This is a genomic window from Thalassotalea sp. PLHSN55 (assembly GCF_052030545.1).
Classification (GTDB): Bacteria; Pseudomonadota; Gammaproteobacteria; order Enterobacterales; family Alteromonadaceae; genus CANMXU01.
In genome coordinates, this window is the sequence record NZ_JBPDIH010000003.1 from 430,708 (window position 1) to 444,142 (window position 13,435).

Sequence of the window (13,435 nt, forward strand, 5' to 3'; positions counted from 1 at the left end):
ATTGTGTCTATTGTTAACATACCTCAATTTTATTCGGATTGAAATATTCACTTAATCGAGTAATTAACATGTAATTCACTGGCACCATAATTAACGTGATAAATGTTGCAAACAAAATACCAAAACCTAACGATACCGCCATAGGAATTAAGAACTGCGCTTGGGTAGATTGCTCAAACAATAACGGCATTAAACCAATAAAGGTGGTTAAACTCGTTAACATTACCGGCCTAAAGCGTGAAGCTCCTGCCACTAAGACAGACTCCAATAAGGGGTAATTTTGCTGGCGCTTTTTATTGATAAAATCAACCAAAACGAGTGAGTCATTTACCACTACCCCAAGCAGCGCTAGCATACCTAAGAAGCTCATAATGGTAAGTTCCATCGCCATAATCCAATGACCAACAACCGCGCCAATTAAACCAAATGGGATGACACTCATCACAATCACAGGTTGCAAATACGATTTAAATGGAATCGCTAATAAAGCATAAATGATAAAAAAGACGAACAATAATGACCACGCTAATGAACCAAACGACTCACGCTGCTCTTTTGCTTCCCCTTCTAACGAATGTGTAACGCCAGGGTATTGTTCGATTAGCTGATCTAAATATTGTTTAAGATCGGCCTGTAGCACTGTCATATTGGTTGCCGTTTTATCAACATCGGCAGTAACATTAACAGTACGATAACGATCGATACGGTTTATGGTTGCCGGGCTTTGACCTGGCACTAAACGGGCAACATGATCAAGCGGCACATTGCCACCACTTGGTGTTTCAATCAAAATGTCGGTTAAGTTTGCCACCGCACTTCGCTCTTCAAGCGGCAATCTCACCATTACACGCACATCATCGCGACCACGTTGAATACGTTGTACTTCCGCACCAAAAAAGGCGTTGCGTACTTGCCTTGAAATATCCACTCGGGTTAATCCTAAAGCACGGCCTTGTTCAGTCAGCTCAATTTGCAACTCTTCTTTACCGTCAGATAAACCATCGCCGATATCAAATACCGCAGGATAAGTCGCTAAACGCGATTTTATTTTGGCTGCTACTTCCTCGAGTGTTGCTAAATCGTTAGCACTTAATTGAATATCAATAGGATCAGAAGAACGACCTATTTCTGCACGATACGTTAAGCTGTCAGCACCCGGAATAATGCCGATGCTCTGGCGCCATTCATTCACTAATTCCGCCGAGCTGATATCGGTAGTACGTTCATCTGCTGGCTGAATTTCAAAACGGACACCACCATAGTGCGACACACCACCTCGGCCGCCAGTCACCGACAAAATATTAATAATAATGCTCTCGCCAGAGTCATCACGATACTTTTCCTGAAGCTCAAATGCTTTGTCTGTCATTTTAGTGATGTATTTATTAGTAACTTCAAATGGTGTTCCTGTCGGCAACACTAAGTTAGCGCGCACTGTTTCGCTCGGCACTCTTGGGAAGAAAATAAATTTAGTCCAACCGCTCATCACCAAGCTTACAATAAGAATTAAAATGCCTGAGAACAACGCGACGGTTGCTAATTTGTTTTTCAAAGCAATGACTAATAGCGGCTGATAATATTTTAAAATTGCACGCTCAAAGCCATCGGCAAAACGCTGCTGAAATTGCTCAAGTTTACCTGCGCCTTCTTTTTCACGACGTAACTTAATATTTTTTAAATGAGATGGCAGTACAAATTTTGATTCAATTAATGAAAAGAGTAATACCGGAATAACTACCACTGGAATTTGCGCAAACAAACTACTGCGACCACCTTCAATAAATGCTAACGGTAAAAATGCCGCTACAGTAGTTAAAATGCCAAACGTTACCGGAGTGGCGACTTCTTGGGTACCGCGTATGGCTGCTTCTTCCCCCGACTCGGCATTGCGTAAATGCGAATAGATATTCTCTCCAGTGACAATCGCATCATCAACAACAATGCCCAGTACTAAGATAAAGCCAAAAAGGCTCATAATGTTAAGAGTAACGCCAAAAAATGGCATCACTAAAAAGGCGCCCATAAAAGATACAGGAATACCAACACACACCCAAATCGCAATTGCAGGTCGCAAAAATAGCGTTAGTAAGACAAAAACAAGAAAACCACCTTGCATGGCATTGCTGGTTAGCGTGGAAATACGTTTACGTACAATTTCAGAGTCGTCATCCCAATAACTTAATTCAAACCCTTGCGGTAGCGTATCTTGGCGCTCTTTAATGTAGTCTTTAACTTTACTAGCAACATCAATAGCGCTTTGCTGACCAATGCGAAAAACGTCAATAAAGGCGGCAGGTTTACCATTAAAGCGTGTTCTAACCGGTGTTTCTTCAAAACCATCTTGAATATCAGCAATATCGGCTAAGGTTAACACCGAACCGTCGGTAAGGGTTTTAATGGCAATTTTACTGTACTCATCTTTACGATAAGCTTGCCCTTTGGAGCGGATCAAGACATCGCCGCCTGCGGTGCGAATGTTACCAGCGGAAACGTCTAAACTTGCACTGGCAATGGCCGTTTTAATTTGGTCTAGGCTGAGATTATACTGTTGCAATATGTCTTGCGAGACTTCAATCGCGATTTCATAGTCGCGCACACCATCTAATTCAAGCTGGGTGACACCCGGAATGCGCAGTAAATCGTCGCGTACTTGTTCGGCAAATTCGCGAATTTCTTTTTCGCTATAAATACCGGAAACGGTTACTGCCATTACGTCATATTTACGCTGCGCTAAAGCGACAATCGGTTTTTCTGCATCGGCGGGAAAAGTATTGATCGCATCAACCCTGTTTTTAATGTCCGCCAACATTTCACGCGCATCGTATCTGTCTTCAATTTCAATCGTTACCGAGGCAGAACCTTCGGTAGATTTACTTAAAATCCGTTCAATGCCTTCTAAGTCTTGCACCGCTTCTTCAATACGTATGGCAATGCCTTGCTCAACATCTTCTGGGGTTGAACCACGTAAGGTGACATTAACTGATATTTTATCGGCTTCAATACCCGGGAAAACTTCTAATGGAATTTGACTCACCAAGCTAAATAAGCCGGTAAAGACAATGGTGATCATCAATAAATTAGCAGCAACATGGTTGCGAGCAAACCAAGCGATCATGGTTTAGCTCCTTGTGCTGGTTTAGCTTGGCCCGGTCGTTTATCACCACGCCCCTTTTTCTTGTTTGCCGGTGCACCAACAACATCAACAGGCGTGCCAGAGCTTATTTGACCAAGCGGTGTAATAACAAGCTGGTCTCCCGCCGATAACCCATCAGTAATTAACGCATCTTGTTTATTTTGCCAGCGTATTTTAATGTCTTGGCGCATTAATAAATTATCTTTCACTAAATAGACATAGCTGCCCTGATAAATGGCGCTGTTAGGAATAATTAATGAGTCGTGCAATAACTTGCCTTGAATTTTGGCAGTCATGTACTGGCCAATTTTTACCGCTGTACTGTGCTGCGCAGTTTTAGAAAAAGGATCGTCGATTTGTCCAACAATATGTAATTGCTGCGAGTTAGTATCAATGGCACCTTCGGTTCTAACCACTTGTCCTTGCCAGCTCTGCTGACCAGTTAGTTGTGAATATAAACTAATCGTTGGCCCTTGCTGCATGTTTTGCTTGTTAATAAATTCTTCAGGCAGTTGAATTAACGCTAAGTCTTTATTTTTGATCGGTAAGCGAATTTCAACATTATCAATCGCGTAAATATCAGCCAATACCGTATTGGCTGAAACCACTTGCCCTAAATCAACGTGCTGATTAAGCATGCGGCCGTTATAAGGCGCAATAATTTTGCTACGTTCAAGCGCTAAGTCAGCTTTTTCCAGCTGTGCTTGTGCCGATAAGACTTGCGCTTTGGCCGCGGCTAATTGTGGTTCACGCAAAACTAATGCTGACGCTTTATTACCATTACCCAATCGTTGCCAGTCGGCTAATGCTTGTTCAACTCTCGCTTGTTCTTCTAGTAACAATTGCTGAGCTGATAATAAACTGGCTTGGGCAATTTTTTGTTCAGCAATATAGTCTCTATCGTCGAGTTCGATTAACACATCGCCTTTGTTAAAAAAGCCACCTTCTCTAAATTGCTCGCTAGTTTTAACAATTTGACCAGAAACTTGAGCCACTAAGGCACTTTGCGTTCTTGGCTGCACGTTACCAAAACTTTCCACCTCTACTTGATAAGCTTGAGGTTTTACCTGCATCACCTCAACACTCATCTGCGCACCTTTAGGTCCGCGGCCTCGGTCACTTTTGGGTGGATTATCAAAAATTATTTTGGCCAAAATAAGGGTGACTAAAATAATAAGGAAAGGAACAAGGTATTTTTTAATGTTAGTCATGACTATTCTGCCAAAGAAGGTTGAGTTGCTGCGGAAAAATCACCGCCAAGTGCAAGGTGTAATTTAATGCGATTAGCAATCAACTGGTTTTTAATTTCAATCAATGTGCTTTGCGCGTCAAAAGAGCGGCTTTGAGCATCGAGCACGGTGGTGTAATCCACTAAACCTGCAAGATAATTTTCAAACGACAAGGTTTCAGCCGCCATGGCATTTTGTTGCGCGGTTAGCATCATTTGATAACGTTCAGTCAAGCTTTGCTCTTCGCTAATACGATTTTCAACATCAGCAAAAGCATTGTGTAACGAATCAAGGTAAATTTGCTCTTGTTGTTTTAATTGCAAACGTGCTTTTTCTTCGTTTGCTTCAAGGCGGCCAGCATTAAAAAGTGGCATAGCCAAACTGCCCATTAACGACCAACCCAATGACGAAGCTGACAGTAAGTCGCTAAGTTGCTCTGAGTTTTGTCCAACAGACGCAGTTAAGGTTAAGCTTGGAAAGCGCTGCTTGTGCGCATATGCAAGCGCTGCGTCTTGCGCTAGTAGTTGATACCAGCTTGCCACAAGTTCAGGTTTTCGACTGACTAATTCAGAAGGTAAACCTTGAGGAATGGCAGAGTCTAACAAGGGTAATTTAGCATCGACTTCAAGTAAACCTTGCGGGTATTGACCAATTAATAATTCTAGCTCTCGTATTGCAACCACCAAGGCATTTTTCTGTGCAGAAGTGCGCGACTGCTCGTTTGCCACTTCGTTACGTGTTAAGTAAACATCGAGCGCACTGTTTAAGCCGCGCTGATAACCTAACTGAATAATGTCTAAGTTTTGCTGAGTATTATCGGTACGCTGTTGATATAACTTAACCAGCTGCTTAGCTTCAATAACGCTAAACCATGCCATAACGACATCAGCAACTAACTGCTGCTTGGCTTGCTCGAAACTTGTCTGCTGCGCGACAAGCGTTAAGTTTGCTTGTTGATCTGCCGCTGAAAGCTTACCCCATAAATCTAACTCGTATGATAAATCTAATCCGAGCGACGCGTTATTATTGTATCGACTCGTTGAGTTTTCTTGACTATTTTTATCTCGACCAGCCCTTAGTGATAAATCAAGTGATGGCCACAGCGCACTGCCTGCAACGATTAGCTCTTGTTGTTGAACTTCTACAGCAAACGCTTGTTGCTTTAATTCAAAATTATTATTTAAAGCAAGGTCAACTAACTGTTTTATTTGCTGATTTGGAATTTGGTTTAACCAACCATGTTCAACGTTAAATTGTTCAACGGTAAGTTGCTCTGCACTATTTTGCCATTTAGCAGGAATATTATAGTGGCGAATTTTTTCATCAATTTCAGACGTAGAGTTACAAGCTGCAAGCAAAGCTGTAGTCAGTAAAAGCGAGAGTCTGTTTAGGCGCAGCCTCATATATCAACCTGTTCAAATTAAACGCGCGGGGAAATGTGAATTCAAGTTTATAATTTAGTTAACCAATAGCTCAACAAGTTTTACGGCAGATTTACAAAAGTTTTACTTAGATGTGTAAAAACACCGCAAATAGTGTTTATTGTTGCGCTATTAGGTTAAGAGATAAATGAGATGACTGTAAATTTCAGGCAAAAAAAAGCTCAATCCAAAGGGTGATTGAGCTAAAAACAAGGGAGTATAACAACACTTATCAAGCTACTGCTTAAGAAGATGGAATAATAATATCGCTAAGTTGTGTTTTTTACTGTGTGTAAAAAGTGATCAATTGTAACTCTGGTAGTTACAAACAAATTAATGGCGGTATTGGATTATTTACGGCATTTGACCTAACTGCTTTCGATCTAAAATACAGCGTCTGCCAAGTCATAAATTTCAGGCAAAAAAAAGCTCAATCCAAAGGGTGATTGAGCTAAAACAAGGGAGTATAACAACACTTATCAAGCTACTGCTTAGAAAAGTTGAGTTAATAATATAAAGCTTCGGTGTTTTTTACTGTGTGCGTTAGGTAATGATTTGTAACTCGCATTGTTACAGTTGCTGCGGTACTATTTATTGCTACGTTTAGATAAAATTTAGGCAAAAAAAAACTCAATCCAAAGGGTGATTGAGTCTAAAAAAAACAAGGGAAGTATAACAACACTAATCAAGCTATTGCGTTGAAAAGTATGTATTGATAATAGCTAGCCTTAGTGTTCTTTACTGTTAGTGTTGCGTAATTAAATGTAACGCTAGAGCGGGATGCGATACTTGAAGAGCGTTGATAAATTTAGAGGCGAATGTATTTAAATGATGCGACTTGCTCAGCGCCGCTAGGTCATCTGCACTAGCTCAGCAAGCTCTTTTTTTACCAGACATATTTTAAAAATTGATAAGGAAAAGACTTAGCAACTGAGCAGCTGAGGCTAAAACTACTGCCCGTTAACTCACTTTGCTTTTAACGTTTGCTCTATTTTATTACACCAGCTTAAATTCAATTCATTCGGAATATCACTGTTATGTTTAACCCCCAACCTAAATTCAATCGATGACTTCCATTCTCCAGAACCAACGTCAGGTCCATGACCTAAACCGTCACTAGAACTTACTTGTTCCTCAATGCGCAGTAGCTGCTGCATGGAACATGGCACCTGTTGCTTAGATTTTTCCCCGTTCGCACTGCATGCAGCTAGCTGTATAACAAGTGACAACAGGACAAGAGTTGATAACTGAGTATTCATAAATAACACTTTATTTTATTGGCAAGCTTCTATTCAAATCATACCTTAAAACAAGGGAAGCAGAGATAGCACTAATGCCTAGGCTTACTAATACTTTATTAAAGTCGAAAAATGGAATAATGTGTCATTCCTGATCTTTAAACACAAGGGAATGACACCGCTTTCTAACCACCAGATATAAAACTACAAAGGCAGGCCGTTATAGCTAAATATATTCCTTAATAAATTTGTCGATAGCTTTCAACGCCTTTAATCGGTTCTCTCGTTTACTTAAGTGATGATTACCATTGTCTAGTTCAACAAAAGTGACTTGTTTGTCGGCATCTTCAAGCTCATCACGCATTATTTTTGATTGCCTGATCGGCACCACAAGATCATGCTCACCGTGAATTAATAATACCGGCGCTTGCACTTTCTTGGCATGATTTGCCGGAGAAATCTGCTCAAGATGATCTTCATCGACATCACCATCGGCAATCACATCTTGCCAGTAAGATACCACCCAATGATTTCGACCATAGTTTCGCTCTTCGGTATCTAACATACGTTCAACATCCGAAACCCCATTTATAGAGACAACACATTTATATAGCTCTGGCGTGAATGCCGCTCCAGCTAGTGCGGCATAACCTCCATAACTTGAGCCAACAATGCATACCCGGTTCTTATCAATAGTGCCTTGCTTGGCCAAATAAGTTACTGCATCGGTTAAATCATCTTGCATTTTACGCCCCCACTCACCACGACCTCGAAGTAAATGTGCGCTACCAAACCCCGTTGAGCCTCTAAATTGTGGTTGAATCACCACATAGCCTTGGTTAGCAAAATACTGTGCCATCCAGTCAAAGCCTAATTTATCGTAACTTTCAGGGCCGCCATGAGGCATCATTATCGCAGGTAAATTTTTATCCCCTTTGCCTTTTGGCATAGTCACTAACGTAGGAATTGGCCAATTGTCCCGCGCGTTAAAACTAATCGATTTCACCGTATTTACCGCTTCAGGTGGCACTTCAGGACGTGCCTGCGTAAGAAACCCTAATCGGCTATTGTTGTATAATAAATAGTCCCCAGAGCTTGCTTCGCCATCCATAAAAAATAGCATGCTCGACCAATCAGGGGTGTAGTCTCGAATGGTAAAGGTATTGTTTGGCATAACCTTATTAATACCACGCATTCTTGCGTTAAGTTTTTTATCAAAAAACTCGTAGGTTGGGGTAAAACCGGAATATTGCACGCCATGTACAACGCGTTGAATATCTGAAATAACGTGTTCGACATCTTTATCTTTACGACTAAATATTGCCTCAGAAACAGCGCCGTCGGTAAGCGACATCGTATAATAGGCCCAACGTCGATGGTTAGCGTCTTGGTTGAGCATCACTAAGCTTTTACCATCAGGCGTTAAACCGGAAAAACCGCGAGTTATATAAGGGCTTTTGTGTTTAAAAATATCAACCCATTCACCATCAATAACTGATTGAACTAAATGTGTATCGGTTTCGTTGTTATAGCGCTCGCGTGCAACTACCTCACCTTCTTGATCGATAAAAAAATCAATGGTATCGCGGGTGCCTTTGCGATGAACTCTCGGCTTTTTTCGTCTTTCTAAACTAACACGATATAAGTTGTATCGGCCATCTTCACCGTAAGCTGGCATATAAGCATATTTTTTGTCAGGCGATATGCCCATAATGCTGCCAAGCTTAGTTTGCCCTTCGTGTATATGGTAACCCGCACTAAGCAATTGATGAATTTTTCCAGAAGTAACATTATAAGCAAACGCGGCACTGATATCATGACGGCCACGATAGCCATACATGCGGCGGTTTTTAGAAGCAACTAAAATTAAGCGATCATTATCAATAAAATAAGCATTGTCAGGGTTAACACCCTCAAGATTAACACCGCTTATTAAAGTATTGGTTTTAATGTCGACCACCATCATTATATCACGACCGCCTGTGGTATCACGATAAGCCAAACGTTCAGCATTGGGTGAGATCACCAACATACTTTTTTTCGGTAGGTTTCCGTAGGCTTCTAGTGGTATTTCAGCATTTTGTGCAAAAATAAAGTTGGGTATCGTCAATAAAATTACGATTAAAATACGCATGAACATGATTACTTATCCTAAGTATATTGCCCATATTCACGACAAAATTAAGCTCACCTTCCTGTGCTAGAACGCGTATTTATTGGCTTTGCATCGGCTAGGTGCGCTTGTATTTCATACTGAATCAGGCTATTTATTATTCCTATCTTTGTCATTATAAATAAAAAAAAGAACAATAAAAGAGCAGCTTAGTAAAAATAATTAAGTTTAGGTGCGATAAAGAGCAAAATAAGCACTCTTTGATAAAAGTAGGCAATAATTGCATTGATGTACTGTTATGCTTGAATAATAACGTAGTAGGTTTCAACCTTGTCAGGAATTTTCCAACGACATAATGTGCCTTTAGGAATAAATAACGCATCACCCACAGAATAGGTATTTTCACCGTACTCTTGGTCAAAACAGGTAAGCTCACCCGCGTTTATATAAATAAATTCATGGCGAGGAAAAGGCTGAAATTCCGTTTCTAAAGCGTCGCCTTGCCAAAGTCCAGCAATAAAACTGTCTTGCTGATTCGGCTTGTTTTGGTAAAGGTGTTCGCCTTTATTTGCTTGCGTTTTTTGCTTTGATTGCTTTAGTTGCTTTGCTTGCTTAAGCACAAACGAATCGCCTGTTAAGGCAATACCTGCTAATGCGTCTGCGGTATCATCAAATAATATTATGTCGATTATTTCGCTAGATGCAGCGTTAACCATTTCAAGATTTGCAGTAGAGTTGTTACTAATTACAACAGGCATCAACACATGCAGCGCAGTAAAATCACTTGATTGGCTCAACCAGCGATAGGCTAACCCTTGCGGCAGTACAAAGCCTTGCCCGGAACAGAATTGATAGCTTTTGTTATTTGACGTTGTTTCAATGACGGCGCTACCACTAAGCACAATAAAAGCTTGGTCGCCCTGTGAAACCGTGACTTCGCTCGCTTGGCTTTTTTTGGTGAGATTGTGATGAGCTAGCTTGATGGGTTTAAAGAAACCAATCGAAAAATTCTGCTTGGCGCAATAAAAACAACTGGCGTGACAACCTTCAACAAAGGTATCTATTTTATTGGCTTGCGCCAAAGGTGTTTGGGTTAGCTTAACAACTTGTCGCTTAGACATAAACACCTTGACGGTTTATCAAAAATATAGAAAACGGCGTATTTATTTTCTCAGCGCCAATAAAGAAAATACGAGCGTAAAGGTTGCACTAATGATGGCTAAGCTTTGAAAGTGCTGGGTATAAAAAACACTAGCTGCAATAAAACTACCGCCGGCTAATACACTACAGATAATACGCTGCCCCTGCTTTGCCTGCGCTAGTGTCATTTGTCTGATCAGTTCACCATGATGCTCGTGCGATTGTTTACCCGCTTTTAAATAGTCGTACACTAAATCAGGAATTTCAGGCAGCTTTTCATTCCAAAATGGGATGTTATCTTTAATTTTGCTAAAGACCGCCTTAACGCCCATTTGCTCTTTGACCCAATCTTCAAGGAAAGGTTTAGCGGTTTGCCACAAATCAAGCTGCGGATATAACTGACGACCTAAACCTTCGATATAAAGTAAGGTTTTTTGCAATAACACCAATTGTGGCTGCACTTCCATATTAAAGCGGCGCGCGGTATTAAATAAATTGACTAAAACTTGGCCAAAGGAAATTTCAGCCAAAGGCTTATTAAATATCGGCTCGCAAACGGTGCGAATAGCAAATTCAAATTCATCAACACTGGTATCATTTGGTACCCAGCCAGAGTCAACATGCAGCTGAGCAACTTTGCGGTAATCGCGGTTAAAAAAGGCAACAAAGTTTTCGGCTAAATAGCGTTTATCTTCACGATTTAACGTGCCCACTATGCCGCAGTCTATCGCGATCCACGTAGGGTCTGCAGGATTTGTGGCATTAACAAAAACATTGCCGGGATGCATGTCAGCATGAAAAAAACTGTCGCGAAATACTTGCGTAAAAAACACTTCGACACCACGTTCAGCAAGCAATTTCATATCGACGCCAAGGTCGGTCAGCGTTTGCACTTCTCCGACACCAATACCGTAAATACGCTCCATCACTAAAACATTTTTATGGCTGTGCTCACTGTATATTTCAGGTACATAAAGCACTTTGTCACTATCGTAACCTTGGCTAAAGTTACGCTTTAATTGAATCGCATTGGCCGCTTCTCGATTGAGATCAAGCTCGTCTAAAATGGTTTTTCGATATTCAGCCACCACTTCTTTTGGTCGCAAACGTTTACCGTCTGGAAATAAGCGCGTAACGATATCAGCAAATAAGCTCATTACTTTTAAATCTGCTAAAATAATTTTACCTATCTTAGGGCGCAATACTTTGATCACCACCTGACGAGTTTCGCCTTGATGTAGCAAGCTTGCGGTATGCACTTGGGCAATAGATGCCGAGGCTAACGGCGTGCAGTCAAAATCAGCAAAAAACTGCTCAAAATTTTCTTGGCCAATCGCGGCGATCACCAACGCTTTTGCTTCTTCACCATCAAAAGCGACGACTTGATCTTGCAGCAGTGCTAATTCATTGGCAAAGTCATCAGGTAGTAAGTCACGGCGCGTCGATAGCATTTGACCAAATTTAATAAATACAGGGCCTAACGATTCAATTGCTAAACGAAAACGCAGCGCAATAGGCTTGTCTTTGTGTTGGTTGCGCATCCAAAAAAGTGACAGACGCGCCAATTTTGCATACCAAGGCTGTTTATACTTGGGCACCAATTCATCTAAGCCGAATTGAAGAAACGTTTTAACGATACGATAGAGACGAATACTACTCACACTGAGCCTTTTGCGGTGGAAGGTTAACGTTATTCATCAGTTGCTCGAGACGTGTTGCTAACTGCTGAGTTTGATGTTCAACTTGCGTAACTTGCTGGTTAAAATGATTAATTTGGCTTGCCGTTACCACTAAACGTTGTTCGTGCACAACATACTCACTTGCATCAGCCTGAATTTGCTTAACGGCAAAATTCAACTTGTTAAAAACAAATTGGCCAAAACGTTCTAATTGATAAGTAGGAATGTCGCCAATATGCTTGGCTAGTTCGCTACGCCAATCGATATTTAGCGTTTCACCAATACGGGCAAACTGCTGGGCAATTTTGATATCGCCAGTGAGTGATAACTTGTCTTCCTTGATCAGCTCAGTTAATTGTTGTTCTTTTTTAAGCTCAATTACGGTTTTTACACTGGTGCTGATATGACAGTCAGCAAGCTCGCCTGAAATTGGGTCAATAACACTGGTCACCATAATATGCTCATTATTAACGGTGAACTTTAGCACAAAGCCTAATTCAGCTAAGGATAATGCCAGTGTTTTTTGCTCAAGCGCACCTAATTGTTCACTGCCACGCTGATTAAGGTCAAGGGCAGTAGCAATAATCTTTTCTATCGCGGCGCAAAGTAGTTGTTGGTACATGGTGGCCTTTACTAAACAATGATTAACTTAAAACTTATAACCTTTATGCAATGCAACAACGCCACCGGTTAAGTTTTTATAGGTAGTTTGCTCAAAACCTGCATTTTCCATCATCGATTTTAATGTTTCTTGGTCTGGGTGCATACGAATAGATTCGGCTAAATATTGATAGCTTTCACCGTCTTTAGCGACCAATTCACCCATTTTAGGCAAAATATTAAATGAATAGAAATCATAAGCTTTACTTAAGAGTTCTTGTTCTGGCTTGGAAAATTCTAAAACCAATAAACGTCCGCCTGGTTTTAATACTGAAAAAATAGAGCGAAGCGCTTTGTCTTTATCGGTAACATTTCTAAGGCCAAAAGCAATGGTGACCACGTCAAAGGTATTTTCTTCAAACGGTAGGTATTCGGCATTGGCTTGCACGTATTCAATGTTTTGCACTAAACCACGATCACGCAATTTATCGCGGCCAACATTAAGCATTGAGCTATTAATATCAGCTAAAATAACTTTGCCTTCGCGACCAACCAATTGCGAAAATTTTGCCGTTAAATCACCCGTGCCGCCAGCAAGGTCTAGTACTTTGTTACCTGGGCGAACACCACTGGCGTCAATAGTAAAGCGTTTCCATAAACGATGAATACCAAAAGACATCAGATCGTTCATCACGTCGTATTGTTTAGCTACCGAGTGAAATACTCCAGCAACCATTGAAGCTTTGTCACTTTTATCTACGGTTTTATAACCAAAATGAGTAGTAGAATCGTTAGTATTTGCTTGATTATTTTGTTCTTGAGCTGACATGGCGAAATCGCAAGTAATTTAAATTGCGCTTAGTGTACTGTATGCGCTTTAGA

General features: G+C 40.8%; 9 protein-coding genes. All 9 read right to left on the minus strand.

The window, feature by feature from the left end; all coding sequences use genetic code 11:
• Window positions 1-13 precede the first annotated feature (13 nt).
• The 9 genes from ACRRSQ_RS07685 to ubiE all read right to left on the minus strand — a co-directional run bounded on the left by ACRRSQ_RS07685 (window position 14) and on the right by ubiE (window position 13,382).
• A complete protein-coding gene (locus ACRRSQ_RS07685) occupies window positions 14-3,115 on the minus strand; it encodes an efflux RND transporter permease subunit (protein ID WP_440875129.1) in 3,102 nt (1,033 codons plus the stop codon).
• On the minus strand, window positions 3,112-4,344 hold the full coding sequence (locus ACRRSQ_RS07690; protein WP_440875130.1) for an efflux RND transporter periplasmic adaptor subunit: 1,233 nt from the start codon (window positions 4,342-4,344) through the stop codon (window positions 3,112-3,114). The genes ACRRSQ_RS07685 and ACRRSQ_RS07690 overlap by 4 nt, the downstream gene beginning before the upstream one ends.
• A 2-nt stretch (window positions 4,345-4,346) precedes the next feature.
• Entirely contained in the window at window positions 4,347-5,765 is a 1,419-nt protein-coding gene (locus tag ACRRSQ_RS07695; protein WP_440875131.1) for a TolC family protein, read from the minus strand.
• A 983-nt stretch (window positions 5,766-6,748) separates the two neighbouring features.
• Window positions 6,749-6,940: a hypothetical protein gene (locus ACRRSQ_RS07700; protein ID WP_440875132.1), complete on the minus strand. Its 192-nt coding sequence runs from the start codon at window positions 6,938-6,940 to the stop codon at window positions 6,749-6,751.
• A 307-nt stretch (window positions 6,941-7,247) separates the two neighbouring features.
• Complete coding sequence (locus ACRRSQ_RS07705; protein WP_440875133.1) at window positions 7,248-9,155, minus strand: alpha/beta fold hydrolase; 1,908 nt, start codon at window positions 9,153-9,155, stop codon at window positions 7,248-7,250.
• A 275-nt stretch (window positions 9,156-9,430) separates the two neighbouring features.
• Window positions 9,431-10,255 (minus strand): cupin domain-containing protein, encoded by an 825-nt coding sequence (locus ACRRSQ_RS07710; protein ID WP_440875134.1) that lies wholly within the window; start codon window positions 10,253-10,255, stop codon window positions 9,431-9,433.
• Between the two features lie 42 nt (window positions 10,256-10,297).
• A complete protein-coding gene (ubiB, locus tag ACRRSQ_RS07715; RefSeq protein WP_440875135.1) occupies window positions 10,298-11,935 on the minus strand; it encodes a ubiquinone biosynthesis regulatory protein kinase UbiB in 1,638 nt (545 codons plus the stop codon).
• Window positions 11,928-12,575 carry a ubiquinone biosynthesis accessory factor UbiJ gene (locus ACRRSQ_RS07720; protein WP_440875136.1) on the minus strand — a complete coding sequence of 216 codons (648 nt, stop codon included), beginning with the start codon at window positions 12,573-12,575 and terminating at the stop codon, window positions 11,928-11,930. The genes ubiB and ACRRSQ_RS07720 overlap by 8 nt, the downstream gene beginning before the upstream one ends.
• 27 nt (window positions 12,576-12,602) lie before the next feature.
• A complete protein-coding gene (gene ubiE, locus ACRRSQ_RS07725) occupies window positions 12,603-13,382 on the minus strand; it encodes a bifunctional demethylmenaquinone methyltransferase/2-methoxy-6-polyprenyl-1,4-benzoquinol methylase UbiE (protein ID WP_440875137.1) in 780 nt (259 codons plus the stop codon).
• Between the last annotated feature and the right edge of the window lie 53 nt (window positions 13,383-13,435).

Bases quoted from the DNA above. Each gene is read 5' to 3' on its own strand.
- ACRRSQ_RS07695 (WP_440875131.1), bottom strand. From the start codon at position 5,765: ATGAGGCTGCGCCTAAACAGACTCTCGCTTTTACTGACTACAGCTTTG.
- ACRRSQ_RS07685 (WP_440875129.1), bottom strand. From the start codon at position 3,115: ATGATCGCTTGGTTTGCTCGCAACCATGTTGCTGCTAATTTATTGATG.
- ACRRSQ_RS07720 (WP_440875136.1), bottom strand. From the start codon at position 12,575: ATGTACCAACAACTACTTTGCGCCGCGATAGAAAAGATTATTGCTACT.
- ACRRSQ_RS07705 (WP_440875133.1), bottom strand. From the start codon at position 9,155: ATGCGTATTTTAATCGTAATTTTATTGACGATACCCAACTTTATTTTT.
- ACRRSQ_RS07710 (WP_440875134.1), bottom strand. From the start codon at position 10,255: ATGTCTAAGCGACAAGTTGTTAAGCTAACCCAAACACCTTTGGCGCAA.
- ACRRSQ_RS07700 (WP_440875132.1), bottom strand. From the start codon at position 6,940: ATGCAGCAGCTACTGCGCATTGAGGAACAAGTAAGTTCTAGTGACGGT.
- ubiE (WP_440875137.1), bottom strand. From the start codon at position 13,382: ATGTCAGCTCAAGAACAAAATAATCAAGCAAATACTAACGATTCTACT.
- ACRRSQ_RS07690 (WP_440875130.1), bottom strand. From the start codon at position 4,344: ATGACTAACATTAAAAAATACCTTGTTCCTTTCCTTATTATTTTAGTC.